Source organism: Scopulibacillus daqui (genome assembly GCF_016908855.1).
Lineage (GTDB): Bacteria > Bacillota > Bacilli > Bacillales > Sporolactobacillaceae > Scopulibacillus_A > Scopulibacillus_A daqui.
In genome coordinates this window covers 61,682-83,112 of the sequence record NZ_JAFBER010000011.1, presented here as the reverse complement: position 1 = coordinate 83,112, position 21,431 = coordinate 61,682, and the positions used below count along the sequence as shown (strand labels likewise).

Annotated in this window: 21 protein-coding genes and 1 pseudogene; 16 read left to right on the top strand and 6 right to left on the bottom strand. The window is 39.7% G+C overall.

Annotated elements, in window-relative coordinates; all coding sequences use genetic code 11:
• The first annotated feature begins 308 nt into the window (after positions 1-308).
• Positions 309-833, top strand: a complete 525-nt coding sequence (locus JOD45_RS09635; protein WP_205003675.1) for a hypothetical protein — start codon at positions 309-311, stop codon at positions 831-833.
• Between the two features lie 72 nt (positions 834-905).
• Here JOD45_RS09635 and JOD45_RS09630 read toward each other — a convergent pair whose 3' ends face one another.
• The gene (locus JOD45_RS09630; RefSeq protein WP_205003674.1) at positions 906-1,799 is read right to left on the bottom strand and encodes a YitT family protein; all 894 of its coding nucleotides are present in this window, start codon (positions 1,797-1,799) and stop codon (positions 906-908) included.
• Positions 1,800-2,003: 204 nt separating this feature from the next.
• On the opposite strand from JOD45_RS09630, the gene JOD45_RS09625 reads away from it, so the two are divergent.
• From JOD45_RS09625 to fumC, 5 genes are all read left to right on the top strand, one after another.
• The gene (locus JOD45_RS09625) at positions 2,004-2,177 is read left to right on the top strand and encodes a hypothetical protein (RefSeq protein WP_205003673.1); all 174 of its coding nucleotides are present in this window, start codon (positions 2,004-2,006) and stop codon (positions 2,175-2,177) included.
• Between the two features lie 217 nt (positions 2,178-2,394).
• Positions 2,395-4,101 carry a pyruvate oxidase gene (locus tag JOD45_RS09620; protein ID WP_205003672.1) on the top strand — a complete coding sequence of 569 codons (1,707 nt, stop codon included), beginning with the start codon at positions 2,395-2,397 and terminating at the stop codon, positions 4,099-4,101.
• A 179-nt stretch (positions 4,102-4,280) separates the two neighbouring features.
• Positions 4,281-4,742 carry a MarR family winged helix-turn-helix transcriptional regulator gene (locus JOD45_RS09615; protein WP_205003671.1) on the top strand — a complete coding sequence of 154 codons (462 nt, stop codon included), beginning with the start codon at positions 4,281-4,283 and terminating at the stop codon, positions 4,740-4,742.
• Between the two features lie 6 nt (positions 4,743-4,748).
• Positions 4,749-6,266, top strand: coding sequence for a DHA2 family efflux MFS transporter permease subunit (locus JOD45_RS09610; RefSeq protein WP_205003670.1), 1,518 nt, complete (start codon positions 4,749-4,751; stop codon positions 6,264-6,266).
• Positions 6,267-6,565: 299 nt separating this feature from the next.
• The gene (fumC, locus tag JOD45_RS09605) at positions 6,566-7,954 is read left to right on the top strand and encodes a class II fumarate hydratase (RefSeq protein ID WP_205003669.1); all 1,389 of its coding nucleotides are present in this window, start codon (positions 6,566-6,568) and stop codon (positions 7,952-7,954) included.
• 391 nt (positions 7,955-8,345) lie between these two features.
• Here fumC and JOD45_RS09600 read toward each other — a convergent pair whose 3' ends face one another.
• Positions 8,346-8,750 carry a MarR family winged helix-turn-helix transcriptional regulator gene (locus JOD45_RS09600; RefSeq protein WP_205003668.1) on the bottom strand — a complete coding sequence of 135 codons (405 nt, stop codon included), beginning with the start codon at positions 8,748-8,750 and terminating at the stop codon, positions 8,346-8,348.
• 337 nt (positions 8,751-9,087) lie between these two features.
• Here JOD45_RS09600 and JOD45_RS09595 point away from each other — a divergent pair, with 337 nt between their 5' ends.
• The 6 genes from JOD45_RS09595 to JOD45_RS09570 all read left to right on the top strand — a co-directional run bounded on the left by JOD45_RS09595 (position 9,088) and on the right by JOD45_RS09570 (position 14,181).
• Positions 9,088-9,552: a CBS domain-containing protein gene (locus JOD45_RS09595; RefSeq protein WP_205003667.1), complete on the top strand. Its 465-nt coding sequence runs from the start codon at positions 9,088-9,090 to the stop codon at positions 9,550-9,552.
• A 172-nt stretch (positions 9,553-9,724) separates the two neighbouring features.
• The gene (locus JOD45_RS09590) at positions 9,725-10,651 is read left to right on the top strand and encodes a phosphate ABC transporter substrate-binding protein PstS family protein (RefSeq protein WP_205003692.1); all 927 of its coding nucleotides are present in this window, start codon (positions 9,725-9,727) and stop codon (positions 10,649-10,651) included.
• A 16-nt stretch (positions 10,652-10,667) separates the two neighbouring features.
• Complete coding sequence (gene pstC / locus JOD45_RS09585; RefSeq protein ID WP_205003666.1) at positions 10,668-11,630, top strand: phosphate ABC transporter permease subunit PstC; 963 nt, start codon at positions 10,668-10,670, stop codon at positions 11,628-11,630.
• Positions 11,627-12,511 (top strand): phosphate ABC transporter permease PstA, encoded by an 885-nt coding sequence (gene pstA / locus JOD45_RS09580; protein ID WP_380896738.1) that lies wholly within the window; start codon positions 11,627-11,629, stop codon positions 12,509-12,511. The genes pstC and pstA overlap by 4 nt, the downstream gene beginning before the upstream one ends.
• Before the next feature lie 16 nt (positions 12,512-12,527).
• Positions 12,528-13,331 (top strand): phosphate ABC transporter ATP-binding protein PstB, encoded by an 804-nt coding sequence (pstB, locus tag JOD45_RS09575; RefSeq protein ID WP_205003665.1) that lies wholly within the window; start codon positions 12,528-12,530, stop codon positions 13,329-13,331.
• A 151-nt stretch (positions 13,332-13,482) separates the two neighbouring features.
• Entirely contained in the window at positions 13,483-14,181 is a 699-nt protein-coding gene (locus JOD45_RS09570; protein ID WP_205003664.1) for a response regulator transcription factor, read from the top strand.
• A 116-nt stretch (positions 14,182-14,297) separates the two neighbouring features.
• Here JOD45_RS09570 and JOD45_RS09565 read toward each other — a convergent pair whose 3' ends face one another.
• Together JOD45_RS09565 and ltaS are read right to left on the bottom strand one after the other, a co-directional pair.
• Positions 14,298-14,570 (bottom strand): alpha/beta-type small acid-soluble spore protein, encoded by a 273-nt coding sequence (locus tag JOD45_RS09565; RefSeq protein ID WP_205003663.1) that lies wholly within the window; start codon positions 14,568-14,570, stop codon positions 14,298-14,300.
• A gap of 174 nt (positions 14,571-14,744) precedes the next feature.
• Positions 14,745-16,772 (bottom strand): lipoteichoic acid synthase, encoded by a 2,028-nt coding sequence (ltaS, locus tag JOD45_RS09560; protein WP_205003662.1) that lies wholly within the window; start codon positions 16,770-16,772, stop codon positions 14,745-14,747.
• Positions 16,773-17,264: 492 nt separating this feature from the next.
• On the opposite strand from ltaS, the gene JOD45_RS09555 reads away from it, so the two are divergent.
• Entirely contained in the window at positions 17,265-17,621 is a 357-nt protein-coding gene (locus JOD45_RS09555; RefSeq protein ID WP_205003661.1) for a nucleoside triphosphate pyrophosphohydrolase, read from the top strand.
• Between the two features lie 510 nt (positions 17,622-18,131).
• Here the strand turns inward: JOD45_RS09555 and JOD45_RS09550 are convergent.
• Complete coding sequence (locus tag JOD45_RS09550; protein ID WP_205003660.1) at positions 18,132-19,145, bottom strand: hypothetical protein; 1,014 nt, start codon at positions 19,143-19,145, stop codon at positions 18,132-18,134.
• A gap of 198 nt (positions 19,146-19,343) precedes the next feature.
• On the opposite strand from JOD45_RS09550, the gene JOD45_RS09545 reads away from it, so the two are divergent.
• Positions 19,344-20,186, top strand: a complete 843-nt coding sequence (locus JOD45_RS09545; RefSeq protein ID WP_205003659.1) for an SPFH domain-containing protein — start codon at positions 19,344-19,346, stop codon at positions 20,184-20,186.
• A gap of 72 nt (positions 20,187-20,258) precedes the next feature.
• Positions 20,259-20,426 carry a type II toxin-antitoxin system antitoxin gene (locus JOD45_RS09540; RefSeq protein ID WP_205003658.1) on the top strand — a complete coding sequence of 56 codons (168 nt, stop codon included), beginning with the start codon at positions 20,259-20,261 and terminating at the stop codon, positions 20,424-20,426.
• Positions 20,427-20,446: 20 nt separating this feature from the next.
• Here the strand turns inward: JOD45_RS09540 and JOD45_RS09535 are convergent.
• A pseudogene (locus tag JOD45_RS09535) lies at positions 20,447-20,554 on the bottom strand (hypothetical protein); the annotation flags it as partial.
• Between the two features lie 219 nt (positions 20,555-20,773).
• Here JOD45_RS09535 and JOD45_RS09530 point away from each other — a divergent pair.
• Positions 20,774-21,430, top strand: coding sequence for a YIP1 family protein (locus JOD45_RS09530; RefSeq protein WP_205003657.1), 657 nt, complete (start codon positions 20,774-20,776; stop codon positions 21,428-21,430).
• Position 21,431 lies beyond the last annotated feature (1 nt).

Here is a 21,431-nt window from a genome sequence, read left to right as displayed (position 1 = left end):
GCTGATGGTATAAATACCTTTGTGTGATCTTTTAAACAGTAAACGATTCCAAACATAGCCATTAAATTTGATATAATGAGTCTGACCTTAATTATATGAAACAAATCCTATTATTTTGTAACAAAACAGTTACAATCATTTGCGTTTATCGAAAAATATGTATTGGACTCTTAATTTTCATATTCAAAAAGAGGCCATATCAGTTAAACTGTCATGCTTGACACCAGTTGAGCCAAGTCTTACATTCAAAGAATGATTTTATATATATATATCGACAGCTAGTGCTATACATAGAGAGGAATAAATATATGAATGCTTTTAATATTATTATCATTGCTGCAATCGTTGTCGGGGTGGTTGCATTTGTTCATGTCATGGTCAATAAAGGGGAAAGGGAGCGGCCGCCTTGGCGTGTGAAAGTTTGGCTTATTCCCTTGTTGGCTATTCTTGTGCTTATTCCCATTAGTTTTTTTACAATTATATATTTCTATTTAATGGAAACTATGAGCTGGTTTAACCATTCTGTAGAAGCGTTTGGGGAAGGCGCTCTATTTACAGGCGCATTGCTTCTTGTTTTTGCCTTTTTATTATCTGAAGTTTTTATTCAACCATTAATGAGGGCGGTTATGAGTTTTATCTTAAAAAGGAAGCCGCGCTGGGCAGAAGAAAATATTGTGACCATTATTTTAGATACGTGTATTATTATGATCATTTTCGCTATTGTGCCTTCTATTCAATTGGAAAATATTCAAACAGCTTTTTCTTTATCCGTCTTTATTCATATCATTGATTGGCTCATAAATGGTGCTGCAAGATTATTAAAAAGAAAATAAGCCTATGGGATATTCTCCCTTTAGGCTCATTTTATACTTTCAAAACATATAATCTTGCCAATCGGCACGTTTTCACGGCTGTTTTCTTTTCATTAGTTCTTGAGTAAATCCTTCACCTGACACTTCAACCGAATTTGAGATGATAACAAATGCAGAGGGGTCAATTCTGTTGACAAGCTGTTTGAGCTTTGTCAGCTCGCTTTGATCAAGGACGCACATTAGAATAGGCCTTGATGCATTTGTATAGCCGCCGACCCCGGAAATCTTAGTAATGCCCCTGTCAATTTCTTTAAAAATTAACTCGCGGATTTCTTCTTCTTTTTCAGAAATAATTAATGCCATTTTATGATAGCTTAGCCCGACTTGAACGACATCAATCATTTTTCCGGATAAATAAATGCTGATAATGGCATATAATGCTTGTTCCAAACTAAAAACAAAGGCAGAGAGCACGACAATAGAACCGTCAATAATAACCATGCAAAAGCCGAGGGAAAGATGGGTGTATTTATGAAGAATTTGTCCAATAAGTGCCGTGCCCCCGGTAGAGCCTTTGCCGCGGAACACAATGCCCAGTCCAATTCCTAAACCGATTCCTCCGAATAAAGCCCCCAAAAGGTGATTGTGCGTAATAGGCTGAATGCCGTCGGTCATATAAATGACAAAGGGCAGGAAAGTTGTCCCGACAAGGGTTTTAAGGCTAAATTGTTTTCCTAAAAGAATAATTCCAAGGAAAAACAACGGGATATTAAAAGCCCATTGAACATAAGAAGGGTTCCAGTGAAAAAGGCCGAAAAGAATCGTACTAATGCCGCTGACCCCGCCGGCAGCAATTTTATTAGGCAATAAAAGAAGGTTGAAGACTAATCCAACGATTGTTGCGCCTATAAGGATTTCCAAATATTCCAGGAATAGAATGACCTTAGGGTTCAGGGATAATATTTTTCTGTAAATCGCAGATGCCATTTTTATCACCTTTTTATTTTTCTGTTTTGCCTTGGAAAGTATATCATCATCAATTTGAAAATGTAAACAGCAGTAAATCAGCGCTTTAGCTTGATAGCGAAAAACAAAATGACTGCTGCCAATTGCTCCTTATTTTAGACAAACCTTGACAAGAATAATTTATGGTTCAGCGGTTAAATTATGATTAAGTAAGGAGTGATGGATTTGACGGATTTCGGATGGATCATGTTTCATTTGGTTGGCGGGATATTAGCTTTTTTGGTCATAGGCGTCATTATTGTCGGCTCAGAATGGTTTGGATCGAAAAAGCGGAAACAAGAGGAAAAGATGCACCGGGAAAATTTTAGACGAAAATCAGTAAAACCAAAACCTCGATAAAAGGATGATATACGATAAAACCATGAAGCGGAAAGGCTCCATGGTTTTTATATATGCAAAATAACCCAAATCTTTTGTATCGCTCATATTTCCCTTTATACATTTAATTCGAGTTGATCGGAATTTTGCATAAACCTCATATATTTCCAGCACAATATAAAAGCAAACTAAGATACAACGATAACGCAGTTTTTAGGAATTGAAAGGAATGAAATATATGTTTCGAAAAAAAGCGGGAGAAGTGTTAATTGACCTTTTAATTCAATGGGGAGTCGATCATATTTACGGCATGCCCGGCGATTCCATTAACTCGATTGTTGAACCTTTAAGAAAAGCGCATGAAGCCGGAAAAATCAAGTTTATTCAAGTTAGGCATGAAGAAGCGGGGGCATTAGCCGCTGCCGCATATGCCAAGCTCACAGGAAAATTAGGCGTTTGCTTAACGATTGCCGGTCCGGGATCTATACATACTCTTAATGGTTTGTATGATGCTAAGCTGGACCGGGCACCAGTCCTTGCGATTTGCGGTCAAGTTGAATCAGATTTATTAGGGACCGACTTTTTCCAAGAGGTGAATTTGGAAAGGTTATTTGATGATGTTGCTGTTTATAACCAAAGGATTATGTCAGCTGAACAATTGCCGACAGTGGTTAACCAAGCGATTCGGACAGCTTATACAAGACATGGGGTGGCTGTATTAACCGTACCCGATGATGTTCCAAAATTTGAAATGGAAGGCGATATACGTTATACGAAGCCGTTCTATGTTAAGCCGCAAATCATGCCTGAACTTAAAGATTTAGAACAAGCCAAACAAGTGATTAATGATGCGGAAAAACCGGTTATTTTAGCTGGAAAAGGCACAAAGGGCGCAAGTCAAGCATTAATTGATTTTGCTGAAAAAATTGCGGCGCCGATCGTCCTTTCCCTGCCGGCAAAAGGGGTTATACCTGATGAACACCCATTGTGTTTGGGCGGTCTCGGTCAAATTGGCACAAAACCCGCATACAATGCCATGCAAAATGCGGATACGCTGATATTAATTGGAACGTCGTATCCATTTAACGCTTTCTTGCCTGACAAAGCGAAAACGATTCACGTTGATATTGATCCTTATCAAATCGGCAAAAGATATCCCGCTGACGTCGGCTGCGCCGGTGATGCCGGCAAGACGTTAGAATGGCTGACTGCACACATTAAAGCCAAACAAGATCGGTCATTCCTTGAACATCACCAAGAAATGATGAAACGATGGTGGAAGAAGATGGAGCAGGAGGAGGCCGACGATTCGGTTCCGATTAAGCCGCAGAAAGTGCTCCGTATGCTTAATCAAGTCGCTCATGACGACGCTGTACTTTCTGTTGACGTCGGCAATGTGACAGTATGGACAGCGCGTGACTTTAGAATAACCAATCAGCAATTTATTCTTTCCAGTTGGCTGGCTACGCTTGGCTGCGGTCTGCCGGGCGCTCTGGCGGGCCAAATGGCTTATCCTGATAAGCAAGTGTTTGCTATTTGCGGCGACGGCGGATTTGGCATGACAATGAATGATTTTGTAACAGCTGTGAAATACGAGCTTCCAATTAAAATCATTGTCCTTAACAATCATAAAATCGCAATGATCAAATACGAGCAGGAAGTGATGGGGAATATTGAATTCGGCACTAACCTTGTCAACCCAAACTTTGCCAAATTCGCTGAAGCTTGCGGCGGCATCGGCTATCGCGTCGAGAAAGTTGAAGAATTGCCTCAAGCGCTGGAACAAGCAGTGTCTCAAACAAAGCCGTGTATTGTTGATGTTATTGTTGATGCAAATGAACCGCCATTGCCTGCAAAGATCACCTTTGCTCAAGCAGCCGGATTCTCTAAACATATGGTTAAGGAATTATTTACAGAAGGAAAGTTAGATCTGCCGCCAATTTAATCAGGCTGATCGGCTGATTTATTCGCAAAAGGACATCGTTTATGATTCATAGTTGACAGCCCGCCATTCACAAAACGTTCATAAAGTCGGACGCATATCCCTATTGACAAAATATGGACAGGCATATAGTATCAATTGTGCTAAATATGCTTCGTATGCGAAATAATAAATAGTCGCAGATGAATATACAAGTAAGAGGTGTTTTGGTTGTGGGCAACTATGAAAAAGTCCATCAAATAATGAAATCTTTTAAGGAAGTCAATCGGGCATTGTATTATATGCTGCTTGAAGAATCAGATGAATTAAATTTAACCGTTATTCAATTTCAAGTGCTTTATTTTCTGGATCAATCACCCAATGCCAGCTTAGGGCAATTATCAGAGGAATTGCTTGTTGGAAACAGTACAATGAGCGGTATTGTTGAAAGGCTGGTAAAAGCTGGTTTGATTGAGCGGGAACGCTCAGCATCCGATCGCCGGACCTTAACGATGCGATTAACTCCTAAAGGCAATAAAAAGAAAGACGAAGCGTATCAATTGCTTAAGGAACGTCTTTCAGGCTTGCTGGAAATGCCAGATAAGGAAATCGAATTTCTTTTAAAAGTTCATCAAGACATTCTAGATAAATTAAAAAGGGGCTGACCTTTAATGGATACCGTTTCCAAAGCTTCTGTTCAGAATATCAAAAAAGGCCCCATTATCACGGTTATGATAATGGGGGCTTTTGTGGCTATATTGAATCAGACGCTTATGAATGTAGCCTTGCCTCAAGTGATGAACAGCTTTCATATTACGGCTACAACAGCTCAATGGATGACAACGGGATATATGCTTGTTAATGGTGTCCTCATTCCTATAACAGCTTATTTAATGGAAAGATTTACAACAAGGCAGCTGTTTACGGCCGCAATGGGTTTGTTTGCTGTCGGAACATTCATTTGCGGCATAGCGCCAAGCTTTTTTATCCTTATTTTAGGAAGATTAGTTCAGGCAAGCGGAGCCGGGATCATGATGCCGCTTTTAACAAATGTTATTTTAACCATTTTTCCTCCTGAGAAAAGAGGCTCTGCAATGGGGGTAGTCGGGGTAGCGATGATATTTGCGCCAGCCATTGGACCGACGCTTTCAGGCTGGATCGTGCAAACATATTCGTGGCGGCTTCTCTTTTTCGTCATCCTTCCAATAGCCATTATCGATATCATTGTCGCGGCGATTTTTCTCAAAAATGTCACGAAAGTAACGAAACCAAAGCTTGATATTTTGGGTGTTATTCTGTCTACGGTCGGCTTTGGCGGTATCCTCTACGGGTTTAGCAGCGCAGGCAATAAGGGATGGACAGATCCTTTTGTTCTCAACACCATTTTTACCGGAGTTGTTGCGCTGGATTTGTTTGTTGTAAGAGAGCTTAAAGTAAGTAAACCAATGCTGGAATTTAGAGTATTTAAATACGGCATGTTCACATTAGCGGCAATCATCAATATCATCATTACTATGGCTATGTTTGCGGCGATGCTTCTATTGCCGATTTACTTGCAAAATATTCGCGGCTTCACACCGCTGGAATCTGGGCTGCTGCTCTTGCCCGGGGCCATCATTATGGGGATTATGAACCCGATCACCGGATATATTTTTGATAAAGCCGGTCCGAAATGGCTGGCGGTCATCGGATTGATCATAACGGCTGTAACCACCTATATGTTTAGCAGACTGACTGATTCAACAACTTATACGGCCTTAATTATGTTGTATAGCTGCCGGATGTTTGGGATGTCCATGTTAATGATGCCGATCATGACAGCGGGGTTAAACGCTCTGCCGCAAAGTCTTAATGCTCACGGGACGGCAATGGTGAACACCCTTCGGCAAGTCTCCGGATCTTTAGGAACGGCATTTCTCATAACGGTTATGAGCAGCCAGACAAAGAAACATGCCCAAGACTTGATTCAATCATTGGCTCCTCATACGAAAAAGCAAATGGCGATGATTGCTAAGGAAGCTTCTATTAGAGGTATCAATGATGCATTTATTGTTGCAGCCGCTCTTTCTCTCTTAGCTTTGATTCTGGCTTTTTTCCTTAAAAAGACAAGACCGCCCCAAGAAGAGGGGTCAAGAGAAACTGGAAAGCGAATATATAGAAATGGCAAATTAGCAGGAAACAGAGGATAATGATGATCACTTCAGCCCCTTTATAGAGTTAAAAGAGCTCGTATTAGAGTTGGTTCTAATAAGGCTCTTTTTTATTATTTAGTTTTTTGAAGCACCTATTGCAGCTGATTGTTTTAATTTGCGGGGTAAATGAATGTCAGGAAGCGGAACAGTTTATTTAAACCACTGAATTTTAAGTTCAATAACTTTTGACATGTTTCGCAAAACGTATGATAATAGTGGTGGTAGATGACAGCGGTTTCCTGAAAATATACGCAGTCAATGAGAAACCGCGCTAAAGCGTAAGGGAGGACTTCCGAATGGATTACAGAATTGAACGAGATACGCTTGGCGAAGTGAAAGTGCCGGCGGACAAATTGTGGGCGGCGCAAACCCAGCGCAGTAAAAATAATTTCAAAATCGGCTGGGAAAAAATGCCCCTTCAAGTGGTTAAAGCCTTTGCAATTTTGAAAAAAAGTGCGGCGCTTGCAAATAAAAAGCTTGGCAAGTTAGACGCTGACAAGGCGGATGCCATTGTCCAAGCTGCTGAGGAAATCATCAATGGCAAATGGGATGACCAATTCCCTCTTGTTGTATGGCAAACAGGCAGCGGTACACAGTCCAACATGAATGTTAATGAAGTGATTGCAAACCGCGCAAACCAAATACTTAAGGAGAAAGGCATTGAAGCGCGTGTCCACCCAAATGATGATGTCAACAAATCGCAAAGCTCAAACGACACGTTCCCAACTGCTATGCACGTTGCAGCTGTTCTAGCGGTTGAGGATGATCTTGTGCCTGCGCTGCATAAATTAAGAAACACTTTAAAAGAAAAAGAAGAGGCCTTCAAGGATATTATTAAAATTGGCCGTACGCACTTGCAGGATGCTACACCATTGACGCTCGGCCAAGAAATCAGCGGCTGGCGCATGATGCTTGATAAAATTGATGTGATGCTGAAAGAAACAACTGAGCATATGAAAGAATTAGCAATCGGCGGAACAGCGGTTGGCACAGGCCTGAATGCTCATCCTGATTTCGGCAAAATAACAGCTGAAGAAATTTCTAAAGTAACTGGCAAAACCTTCACATCCGCTGAAAATAAATTTCATGCTTTAACAAGCCATGATGAAATCGTAGCTGTTCATGGTGTATTAAAAGGTCTTGCTGCGGATCTTATGAAAATCGCCAACGATGTCAGATGGCTGGCAAGCGGTCCTCGCTGCGGCATCGGTGAAATTACAATTCCAGCCAATGAGCCGGGAAGCTCAATCATGCCGGGGAAAGTTAATCCGACACAATCTGAAGCTGTCACAATGGTCGCCGCTCAAGTCATGGGCAACGATGCAACAATCGGTTTTGCGGCAAGCCAAGGCAATTTTGAATTAAATGTCTTTAAGCCGGTTATAAGTTATAACTTCCTGCAATCCGTCCGTCTGCTTTCTGATGCAATGGTATCCTTTAATGATCATTGCGCAGTGGGCATTGAACCGGATAAAGAAAAAATAGACCACTATTTGCATAATTCTTTAATGCTGGTTACCGCGCTTAATCCGCACATCGGCTATGAAAACGCAGCTAAAATCGCCAAAACCGCTCATGCCGACGGTTCAACATTAAAAGAGGCTGCCGTTAAAACAGGCATTTTGACTGAAAAGCAATTTGAAGAAATGGTTAAACCAGAAGAAATGATCGGCCCTAAAGAGTAATAGGGGCATAAATAACAGGCTATCAAAGCGATAGCCTGTTATTTATCATTTTCGTATAATGAATTGTGAGTTAATTTGACCGCGAATCATTTTTTCAATTCATCCCTTGATTGGCTTTTCTGTCTTTTCAATTCTTTTCTCATTTCAAAAAACCAATTGATCACGCTTAGGTTTTACCTTTTAACATGAACAATCGGATCATAATCAATCTTCATTGCCTTCTTCTAAAAACTTGTCCATTCTTTTTGAGATATGTATTCATGCGAAAAATAAGATGGTTTCACACAAATTTTAAGGGAATTCCTAAAATCAACAGAAAGTTTCAATTTATATAATCCCGCTGCAAACAAAAGAAGACAGCTGAGTAAAGTTTCCTGTCTTCTGTAGATCGTTAATCAAGCATTTTTTGAGATAAACGCAAAAATTCGGCGATTTCATCTTCAGATAATTTATCGAAAAATTTGTGCTTTGTTTTACTTCTTTTCTTAATAAAACTGTCAACGAAAGACCTGCCTTCTTCGGAAAGAGCAAGACGGACGACTCTTCGGTCATCATCGCAGCGCTGGCGTTCAATAAATTTTGTCGTCTTAATCATACGATCGGAAAGCGAGGTAACAGCGCCAAGCGTTATATCTAATTTTTCGGCAAGATCAGACATTCGCAACGGACCGTTTCTATATAGAGTTTCTAACAATTGAATTTGCGTGCCGAATAAACTCAAGTTAAATTCATTGCGAACACTTCGATCCATTTGCCGAACCAGTTTGATAAACGCAGAAATATTGTAATTAGACATAAGGTCCCCTACCTTAGTTAATATTTACATTTCTATAGTACAGAAGTATTTAAAGCGTGTAAACGATTTTCCGCGATTACTTAAAATAAAATAAAATGCACAGACATAGTGTTGACACGATTCATGCAACATATCAGAAAATTACCGGAGAAGCTGTCTTCAAACTCTGCAGCTAATGACATCATCCGTCATGTAACCTGCATTAACTAGTGATATAATAAATATATTAAGAATTGAAAGCGTTTACCATTCAGGGAGACCGCTTCACTTTGAAAAGCTTCCTGCACTGTTTGATGATGGTTTTGTTTTGGTGAATATGAGTTAGGGAGTGATATTCTTGAAGGTTAGAGATTTAATGATTACGGATGTGATTTATGCAAAAAAAGACGATACCGTACGGGAATTGTTAAAAAAGCTTGTGAAGCATAAAATTGGCGGTGTACCGGTGTTAGACAACGAGCATAAGCTTCTTGGAATGGTCAGTGACGGAGACGTTGTCCGCGCGGTTGCGAATAATAAGCAGCAAACCACTTTTGACTTCTACTCGATGATCATCAGGTTGGAAAAAACAGAACTGAAAACCTCAGTCAAACAAAAAATGGATTGGCCGGTCGATAAAATGATGACAAGACGGAAGATTTATTACGTTAATCCTGACGATAATTTCGAAGAAGTGTTAAATATCCTATCCAAACACCATTTTAAAAAGATTCCCGTCATTAATCAAGCGGGGAGAGTGGTCGGGGTGATAAGCCGCGGCGATGTCATCCGCTTTATCAGCCAGCAAATCATTGAAGACTAGCAAAAAAGATGGTGTCCCCAAAAGCCCGGCTTTTGAGGACACCATCTTTTTTTATATTGCAATGAATTCCCCGGGTATCTTTACAAAGTTTTTACATTGCCTTTATATGGCGTTAATGATGATCTTTTAATCTAAAAGTGTAAAAAAACAATGACAGTTTTAGAGGGGGAAAATAGTGAAAATTAAAAATTGGTTGTTGGGAGCAGTTGTTATGATGTTGGTCGCTTTCACAGCAGGCTGCGGAAAGAGTGCTGATACAACAAACACCGCAAATACTAAGCCCGCTCACTCGGAAAGCAAGTCTGGCGGAGATTTATCCGGAAAGTTGACAATCGGCGGTTCAACAGCGTTACAACCATTAGCAGCAGCCGCCGCGAAAGAGTTTATGAATCAAAATCCTGGCGTCCAAATCCAAGTGCAAGGCGGAGGCAGCGGCACTGGGCTCAGTCAAGTGGCCAAAGGAAACTTGGATATCGGGATGTCGGATTATTTTGCTGAACAAGAAAAAGATATTTCAGCAAAAAGCCTGGAGGATCATAAAGTAGCTGTTGTTGGAATGACCGCAGCAGTAAATCCGAAAACAGGCATTACAAATCTTTCAAAGAATGATCTTAAGAAGGTCTTTACAGGCAAGGTTCATGATTGGTCGCAAGTCGGCGGCAAGAAGGGGAAAATAACGCTCGTCAACCGTCCGGATGGTTCAGGAACACGGGCTGCCTTTGATCAATTTGCTCTAGATAATGAAACGCCGGCAGAAGGCATTACTCAGGATTCTTCTAACACGGTCAGCAAAATTATTTCTGAGACGCCAGGTGCTATCGGCTACCTCGCATTATCCTATTTTAATAATCATGATGTCACAAAGGTAAGCATTGATGGCATAAAGGCAACAGAGAATAATATTACGTCTGGAAAATTTCCTGTATGGGCCTATGAACATATGTATACAAAAGGTAAACCAAATAAACTGGAACAGGCATTTTTGGATTTTATGATGAGTGAAGAAGTCCAAGATAAATTAGTTCCTGCTCAAGGATATATTTCTGTAGCTAAAATGAAAGTCAAGCGAAACGCTGATGGGAAAACGATGACGGAATAATTGAAGGGAGAAAACGATGATTGTTAAGAATGGAGAATCGTCTTTAGATCATAAAACAGTCAATCGGCGGCTAATAAAAGAAAATGTCTCATACCGGACATTCTTGTCTAGAAACAGCGAGAATCGAGGCAAAATATTAATTTTCATATGTGCTTCGCTTATCATGGCGGCAACTATGTCTATCACTCTTTTCTTAACATTGCAAGGCATTCGCTCTTTCACAGTTGATGGGCTTAACCCTATTAAATTTTTAACTGGGATTCATTGGAATCCGGAGAGCCATCAGCATGCATCTTATGGTGCACTTCCATTTATTTTCGGTTCTTTTACAGTGACGATATTGGCGGCGTTAATAGCGGCGCCAATCGGCATTGGCAGCGCCCTCTTTATGACAGAAATCGCGAAGACATGGGGGCAAAAAATGCTTCAGCCTGTTATCGAAATATTAGTGGGCATCCCTTCGGTTGTATACGGGCTCATTGGGTTGTCCGTCATTGTCCCTTTTATCAGATCACAATTCGGAGGTCTGGGCTTCGGAATGTTAGCCGCGGCAATCGTCGTCGGCATTATGATCTTACCGACAGTAGCCAGCCTAGCCGCTGATGCGATTAAATCGGTGCCGGATGAATGGCGTCAAGCCTCCTATGCGCTTGGAGCAACGAAATGGCAAACGATTTATAAGGTTGTGATTCCAGCAGCGCTGCCGTCACTGCTTACGGCTGTTGTCCTTGGCATGGCAAGGGCATTCGGCGAAGCATTAGCTGTGCAAATGGTTATTGGCAATGCCAAGGTTCTGCCCCATTCGCTGATTGAACCGGCAGCTACGCTGACAACTATGATTACGCTTAGTATGGGTCATACAACTGATGGCAGCGTATTGAATGATGCTCTATGGTCGCTTGGATTAATTTTACTCATCATGACTTATATATTTATCATTTTAATAAGATTCTTGTCTAAAAGGGGGCGGCTGTCGTGAACAGCAATAAAGCGAATCGTATGTCAATCTTTCTTATTACCTGCTGTGCGGTTCTGATGGCCGGCATTTTGCTTGGACTCGTCGGCTATATATTGTATCAAGGCTTTTCTCATATTAGCCTTCGTTTTCTCACATCGGATGCCAGCGCATTTCTTGCTGGAGGAGGCATAAAAAATCAGCTCTGGAACTCCTTCTATATTTTATTCATTACTATGCTGTTTACTGTACCTCTTGGCATTGCCGGCGGAATCTATATGGCGGAATATGCCAAACCCAATAAGCTGACGGGGTTTATGCGTTCCTGCCTTGAAGTATTATCCTCTTTGCCGTCAATCATTGTTGGCATGTTCGGCATGCTCGTATTCGTTAATTTCTTTCATTGGGAGTACTCGATTTTATCAGGAGCCTTAGCGTTAACCGTATTTAATTTGCCGGTGATCGTCAGAGTATGCGAAGACGCCCTTCGCTCCGTTCCTCAAGATCAAAGATTATCAGGTCTTGCTTTAGGCTTAACCAAATGGCATACAATCAAAAAAGTATTGCTTCCTGCCGCTTTTCCCGGAATTTTAACCGGTCTGATTTTGTCGGCGGGCCGGGTATTTGGAGAATCGGCTGCGCTGTTGTTCACAGCAGGATTGTCAACGCCGAACCTCGATTTCACTAATTGGAATCCGCTCGCTCCTAATTCGCCGTTGAATGTCTTTCGTTCAGCGGAAACATTATCTGTTCATATTTGGGCAGTCAATGCAGACAGTATTATTCCCGATGCGAAACAAGTGGCATACGGGGCTGCGGCTGTATTAGTCTTATGCATTTTGCTGTTTAACGTCTCTGCTCGCTGTCTTGGAAGATTAGTTGAAAGAAAAATGACTGGAAAATAAGAGGGGGCTGTGAAATATGCTGACACAACTGAAGGAGAACATCGTTTATCCTGAACCGAAAAAACAAAATATAATTATTGAAGTCAATGAGTTAAATGTTTATTACAAAAATAATCATGCTGTAAAAAATGTATCCCTCCCGATTCGGGAACGATCAATAACCGCTTTAATAGGGCCATCCGGATGCGGTAAGTCGACCTTTTTAAGAACAATCAATCGAATGAATGATTTAATTCCGGGAGCCAAATGCCAAGGGGAGATCATGTATGATGGCATAAATCTGTTAGATAAAAAAATTGATGTCGTCGCCTTGCGCAAAGAAATCGGCATGGTTTTTCAAAAGCCCAATCCTTTTCCAAAATCTATATACGAAAATATTGCAATGCCCTTAAAATTTGCCGGTATACGAGGCAAGAAGCGTCTCAACGACATTGTTGAGGAAAGCTTATATCAAGCGGCATTGTTGGATGAGGTTAAGGACCGCTTGTCCCAATCGGCATTATCTCTTTCAGGAGGACAGCAGCAACGGCTTTGCATAGCCAGAGCGCTCGCCTTAAAACCAAAGGTGCTTCTATTAGATGAACCTACATCTGCATTAGATCCTGTATCAAGCGCGAAGATTGAGGATTTGCTTTTATCGCTAAAAAAACAAGTGTCACTCGCCGTCGTTACTCATAATATGCAGCAAGCGGCGAGAATCGCAGACCAAACCGCCTTTTTCTATGAAGGAGAAGTGGTTGAGTATAACGATACGTCTATTATGTTTACGAAGCCAGTCTATAAAAAAACAGAAGATTATATAAACGGCCGATTTGGCTAATAAAAAAGATCGTTTCGGAAAATCATTTATAGAAAATGCGAAAAATAACCTATATAACAAAAAAGTTAACCATTATCGTCGAAAGTTTCCTATAATAATAAGAGAATGGCTAATAAAAGTAAACAAAACGAAGCGGGGGAGCGGTCATCTTATGAGAAAAATTTTGGTCGTTGAAGATGAACAATCAATTGCCACTTTACTTGAATACAATTTGAAGCAAGCAGGTTTTCATGTCATCGTTGCTGCAGACGGCCATACTGCTGTAAAGCTGGCAGAAGAAGAACGTCCTGACTTAGTGGTTTTGGATCTTATGCTGCCCGGGATGGATGGTCTCGATGTTTGCCGGTTTATCCGTGAAAAACAGCTCATGATTCCAATCATCATGTTAACGGCTAAAGATGATGAATTCGATAAAGTATTAGGCCTTGAACTCGGTGCTGATGACTACATGACGAAGCCGTTTAGTCCGCGGGAATTGATCGTCCGAATTAAAACAATTCTGCGGCGTTTTACGCAGTCGTTGGAAGAAACGCAGCCGGCAGATAACAATGCAATGTCTATCGGCGAAATATTAATATACCCTGAAAAATACGAGGCTTATGTACGTGGAAAACAAATTGTCTTAACATCAAAAGAATTCGAATTACTCGTATACCTTGCAAAAAATAAAAAACGGGTGCTCTCCCGAAAGCAATTGCTCAATGCGATTTGGAACTTTGATTTCACCGGAGATACGCGTATTGTAGACGTTCATATCAGTCATCTTCGCGGTAAAATAGAGGAAGATTCCAGAAAGCCAAATTATATTAAAACTGTGCGCGGCCTTGGATATAAGCTTGAAGTGCCGTGAGTTAACCAGCATTCATACTTAAATTTTTTAATTTTTATACATAAAAATCGTTAAAGAAGAACAAATAAAAGCAATCATTCCTGTCTATGACAGGAATGATTTTTTGGAAGGAAAGTTTATTGCTTATTTTTAAGGCTTTTTTCCGCCATTTGAACCATTTCTTTTACCATTTGCCCGCCGATGTTCCCGCCGATTTTGTCGGCTTGTTTGGCGGTTATATTGCCATTATAGCCTTTTTTTAAGGGGACGCCTAGGTCTTGCGCCATTTCATACTTAGCTTTGTCTGGACGATTGGCATTCACGTTATAGCCTTGTTCAGCCATCACTTTTTGTTTAAGCTGCTGCATGCCTTTCTTGGCACCAGGGACAAGATAATGGTTATTTGTCATAAATAAACCCTCCTTCATCGTTATTATTCCCGTTTCTTTGTATGTTAAGAAAGCATAAATTGGCAGGAAACGATCATTCCCTTTTAAAACGCCAGAATCGGCAAGTTTTTATATTGCGATAAAGCAAAAACCCCCGCAGCTTTTTTTAGCTGCGGGGGGTGCTTTTATTCCGTGTTATTTTTCTGAAGAGCTGCTGTCAGAAGAATGTGCTTTTAGAGCTTCTTCATGTTTCTTTTGAGCTTCACCTGGAATTTTAATTTTTTTCCAATTGGTTAAGCCTTGAGTTTGGTCGCTGGCATAGTCATATTTTTGCCTGTTAACCGGCTTGTAGCCCTTAGGTTGATAGAAGCGAAGCAAGTCGCCGTATACAACCTTATCAGAAAGGGCAAGTTCTTTCTTAACGACACTGTCAAAAGGTTTGCATGCCTTAGTATCTTTAGCAACTTTGCCTGATGGGTTTTCGTAACATGTGCCATTGACTTGAGTATACTTAGGCGTTACGAAATCGCCATTTCTAAATGGTACAATTTCCCTGTGTTCTTTTGATAACAAGTCAGAACCAAAGGAAATGAAGTCTTTTGTATCAATACCTAACAGGTGAAGAATCGTTGGACGAACATCTACTTCGCCGCCGTAGGTATGATCAATTTTACCTTTTACGCCTGGTACATGAATGAACAATGGCACTCTTTGCAATTGAGCATTGACGTAAGGTGTGATTTTTTCGCCCATAACTTGAGACATTGCTTTGTTATGGTTTTCGGAAATGCCGTAATGGTCACCGTACATCACAACAATTGTGTTTTTGTATAATCCGCTCTTCTTCAGATCGTTAAAGAATTGTTCCAGAGCTTCATCCATATAGTGAGCCGTTTGGAAGTAGCGGTTAACAACACCATCGTCAGTATTAGCCTCAGGGAAATCAATATCTTCCTTAGGCAAAATAAATGGGAAGTGGTTTGATAACCAGATCATTTTTGCGTAGAACGGCTGCTTCAATCCTTCAAGGTATGGCATAGACTGTTCTACAAACGGTTTATCCTTCAAACCATAGTTTATAACGTTCTTATCGCTCATATCATAGTATTGGGCATCGAAAAATTTATCATAACCCAATGATTTGTACATATCATCACGATTCCAGAATGATCCAGAGTTACCGTGAAGGGCAGCAGTTGTATAACCATGCTGGCTTAAAATTGACGGTGCTGCTTGATATGTGTTCTGCGCCTTTGTTGAGAAAACTGATCCTTGAGGCAACGGGAATAATGAGTTCTCCATCATGAACTCTGCATCTGATGTTTTGCCTTGGCCAGTTTGATGGAAAAAGTTATCAAAGTAGAACGTGTTCTTATCATGCGTCAGCTTGTTTAAAAACGGTGTAACTTCTTTACCATCAAGCTTATAATTAATCATCCAATTTTGCAGGGATTCCATCGAAATGTAGATGACATTCATCCCTTTAGCTTTGCCGAAATACTCAGGATTAGGTTTTGTATAATTGGATTTCGTCCAGTTTTCAACATCCGTCAAGTCGTTGCTGTCTGCAAACGCTCTTTGAGCTGTTGTCATGGAGGTCTGAATAATGTCGTATATTTGATAATTATATTGACCAAGATATTTAACAAGATAATTCCGGTCAAATGTACGGCTTAATAGCTGCGGACGGTCAGCTTCAGCAAGGCTCAAGTTAACGATGAAAACCATGATAGCTGAAGTAAATACAGCCAATACGGCACGACCTTTTACACGCTCCTGCGGCTTGATGACTTTAAATAGAATCAGCGCAAGAATAATAATCGTATCCGTAAAGAAAAAGATATCGAAGGGTTTCATAAGAGCCTTTGCACTGCCGGTTACTTCACCAAAGTTCTGCGTTTGTTCAAGCGTCGGCAAAGTGATGAAATCGTTAAAGAAACGATAATATACAACGTTTGCGTACAGTACGAAAGACAAGATCAAGTTGATGATAAACATCGCCCAATAGCGGCCGCGCCCTTTAAAGAATAAAGCTATTCCAAAGAATAGAAGCGCTGAGCTGATAGGGTTGATAAAAAGCAGAAAGGCTTGCATCTTATTATCAATGCCCAGATGAAACTGTGTTCTGTAGGTCATGTAAGTTTTCATCCAGAACATGATAACAACTAGAAAGAATAAAACAAATTTCTTATTTAGCAGGCTCTGGATCTTTTTCAGATTCATATTTTTTAGTACCTCCTCATTGCCCACAATGACTTCAAGGTTTCTCCCGTCTTAGTATCAAATGCAATAAATAAATTGATAAACCCTCCAGAAAAAACTAAGAGAGCGGTAAAACATATTCCACATTATTTTAGCGCGCTGATAAAAAATGTCAAGTTTAATCATGGTATAACCCGCTGTGACAAGGAATGCAGCATCATACCAAATGATCGCCAAAATTCAGAGAAAACGGTAACATGATGAAGTTCAGGTCTTATGTTATCATAAATGTTTGTCCTGCAATAAAGTTATGATTTGAAACTTAAATTTTATTCATCCAATTTGTTATAAGTTTTTGAAATATTTTTGATAGGGAGGGTTTTTAAGAAGAAATATAGAAACATTTTATTAAATTACCCCTATTCAATTAATACAAAACCTATACGGAATGCTTACCGATATTTTAAGCCATTATTCCCGTTTTTTTAAATGGGTCAATAGTCATTTTGTTTGATGAACTTATGGGAAAGAAAGAAGGAGTTAAAAGCGGCCATTTATAACAAACTTGTTCGCGACAAGATTCCAGAAGTTATCGAAAAAACAGGGAAAAATTATAAGATTGTTCACTTAAACAACGAGAAATACCAAGAGGCTCTTAAAAATAAGCTTATTGAAGAAGCGAATGAAGCGGCAGGGTGTATAACGCAATCAGAAATGGCTGAAGAATTGGCGGACTGTCTGGAAGTGATTGCTGCACTGGCTGAAGCATATGGAATCCCTATGGAAAAAGTAGAGGAGATGCGTTGCAAAAAAGCTGAAAAGCGGGGGCGTTTTAGTGAAAAGATAGTCTTAATAGAGGCAGGAGACTAAAATTTCTTCACAGCACATTTTTTTAGGGTATGTATGGAAAGATGTGAAAAATTACATGATTACTGTAGTCATGATGAACTTTGTTATGATAAATGCAGGTAAAACATAGTTGCGATGTCATAGAGTGTTGGGAAAGCACGATCTTTTTGGCTAAATAACGGTATAAACCCTCCAGCATTATTTTTTTAGCACGGGAATTTCGGCATCTATGATTATCATTGAATATGCAATATCTGTCATTGAAAGGGATTTAATATACGTTTTCAAAGAATCGGGTAATGAAATAAGCCCGATTTTCTTTTTGTTAAAAATTTTTACTATCTATCAATCATGCTGTTACGGTTTTGGAAAAATTCGCTTAAAGACATATATAATAGAAGAAAAATGTCTAAATGGGTCGAAACGATGTATTATGTGCTGCCGCTGTTATCTGATCCATAGCTTTCAGAAAGAGAAATAACAGCGGCGTTTTGATTAAAAAAACTCGCCGTCCGGTGGCGAGTTCTGCAATCAGGAAGCACTGACTTCTTGGTCTTTTTTTAACAAAGATAAATACTTGGCTACGTCTTCTTTTGCAAAGTCCATGATTTGACGGTATTTATTTGAAAGACTGCTGCTTGTGGTTTGATATTTTTTCGCGAGGACGCTTTGTGTTGCTTGATCATCCTCTTCAATTTGCGCGGCAAGATATTCTAAAGCCGCTGTGAAAATCTCCGGTTTTTTCATTTTAGGATCGACTTTTTTGCAGAATTTATGCCAAAGTATATCTATAAAGTCATGAGTACTTTTAGAATATACCTCATTTACATTTTTTAAATAATCATCTAATACCAGTTTTTGAGATTCAGATAACGCCGCAATACCTTTCTTTTCTTCTTCGCTTCTGACTGCTTGAAGCACTTTAATCACGATTTCAGGGTAGTGTTTAATCACCGCGTCTTTCCGTCCGTCCAGAAAAGCAATGAGTTCCTTTTTGACTTTTTCAACTGTATTTTTTTCGTTAATGTCAAGGAAGAAACAAAAGAATTCTTTTCGCATGCCGATGTCAATCAAAAATCCAATAATCAAGCTGTTAACAGGAGGAATTTCCTCGCTCATACCGCATGTATATTCGGAACCAGTAAGGATATCCCGGATTTTAACCGTTTGCTTATTGCAATGTTCGATAACTTCATAAATCGATGGTACGGCTTTTTGCCATTGTTTAACCATTTGCAGCAACGGCTGGGTAAGCTGTTGCTTTCTTAGTTCTTGGTAGAAAATCGTGACAGCTGTCTTATTGGCTTTTACTCGTTTCAAAAATATTTGCCATATTAAATAGCAGTTAGCGAAGAGTTCGTAATCGCTTGGGTCCAGTTCTTCGGTCATCATTTGTGCGATATTGTTATCTAATTGTTTTGCATAAATATTTTCAAAGGTTCTGCTTGCGAAAGCCAGCAGCTGCTTCTGCAAGTCTTCTTGATATTGCTCAAGTAAACTTTGTGTTCCTAAATCCAATAGGGGGGTTTGCTTAGATGCTTGCACCCTTATATGCCTCCTCTATGTAAAATGATCCTCCATAAATCACTTTAAATATAAATATACCATAACTATATTAGTCCAATTTTGTTCTTGTGTAAAATCAACCTATTTTTTTCATATTATTTGAAATTAATGATTTACATTTATATACAAAAGTGATATCATAAAAATATCAAAACAATATAAAAAGGCGGGGTACGAATGAAAGATAGGAAAGCTTGGCACGTGGATGGTTTTATTGGTGTTTTATGTGCCGTTGTATGTGTTGTCATAGCGATTGTCTCATTATTTCAAGGGGTGCCGGCTGCAGCTGCAATTGCTCTTGTTATAGCAGCGCTTATTGCCAGCGGCATCACTATTATTCAGCCGAATCAAGCGGCTGTTGTGATATTTTTTGGAAAGTATATGGGCACCATACGAAAAAGCGGCTTAATTTTTACAGTGCCTTTAACAAAAAAACGTACAGTCTCTCTTAGAGTGAGGAACTTTAACAGCGAAAGACTGAAAGTGAATGATGATGAAGGGAATCCTATTGAAATTGCTGCCGTTATTGTTTTTAAAGTGATTGATCCGGCCAAAGCTATTTTTGATGTTGATGAGTACGAAGAATTTGTGGAAATCCAAAGCGAAACAGCGCTTAGGCACGTAGCATCTCATTATCCTTATGACACATTTGATGATAACCGATTAACATTAAGAGGAAACGCGGAGGAAGTCTCTAAAGAACTTGAATTAGAGTTGCAAAATCGTCTTAAGGTTTCTGGCGTCAAAGTCGTTGAAGCGCGCTTGACCCATTTGGCATACTCGCCTGAAATTGCTCAAGCCATGCTGCAAAGACAGCAGGCTGCCGCTATTATTTCCGCACGCCAAAAAATTGTTGAAGGTGCTGTCAGCATGGCAAAAATGGCTATTAACGAACTAGAAGAAGATCAGACAATTGAATTGGATGAAGAACGTAAAGTCAATATGGTCAATAACTTAATGGTGGCGATTGTTTCGGAAAAATCTGCTCAGCCGGTGATTAATGCGGGAAGTCTCTATTAATGAGTTTAGTCTTCTATCATAAGGCTGAGGCTTAACTCAAATAAACGAAAGCGGGATAAAGAAGGGTTATTCATGCCAAAAAAGAAAAGTTTCCCTCTAAGGATTGATCCAAAACTTTACGAGATCTTGCAAAAATGGGCAAATGATGAGTTTCGCAGCGTCAACAGCCATATTGAGTTTCTGTTAAAAGAAGCTGCCAAAAAAGCGGGACGGCTGCCTGGAAAATCTAAAGACGAATGAAATGGCTAACGGGTTGACCGTTAGCCATTGATACTTTTCGTTCTTGTTAAATAATCCAATGCCTGTTTTAGGTCCTCCCAAATATCTTCCCATGCTTCAAGTCCGACAGATAAGCGAATAAGGTTATCTTCCTTTTCATGACCTTGACCTCCTCAAAAAATACAGCATATCTATACTTACTATTTTATGCCTGAGAGTCCCAAAGAGGAAAGCATTTTCAAAATCTGTTTATTAGTTATTGTGTAAATCTTAACGACAAAACATTATCATTTTATGTCATAATATTTTATATATTGTCTTTCGCTCGGATGGCCGTACATATGATATAAAAGCAAGGGGGTTATAATTTGAGCCATTCTATCAAACTATTCAGAGGGATTCTAAAACCTGATAAAGAGTTTGAAAGTTTTCAGGAGATCAATCAATTTAAAGGCTTAATCCCAAGGTGGATTATCATATCCATTTTATCTGGAATAATCGGGACTATTACAATATTAACCGCTTTGAATCGGCTGGTGCCGGAATTTGAAGGTTTTTTTTCAAATAAAATGACTTTTATTTTAGGAAGCTTTTATGTTGTTATTGTCTTTATCATATATCTTTTTTTGCCATTGGCAGCTAATCTGGCTGTTTCGCTTATCTGCTGGCCTTTTCTCCTTGATGCCGGTTTTAAGAAGATCTTTGTTATTAACAGTTATGTGTCTTTGATTTATCTTATAGGAAGTTTTTTTAATCTTGCTGTTTTCTTGCTCTTGCATACAAATAATTTATTATCGGTCTTTGGCCTTGGCATCATAGGCAGACAATTGACGGACAACAGGTTATTTTTCTTATTGCTGAATAGCATAACAATATTTTTTATTTGGGGGCTGATTATACAAACCAGAGCTTTCTTTCGTACTTCTCAAAAAAGAAAGAGCTATATGATTACTGCGATCATTATCACAAGCCTTATGTATATCTTAATAGGCATGTTAGAAGGTACAGCAACGCTGACACCATGAC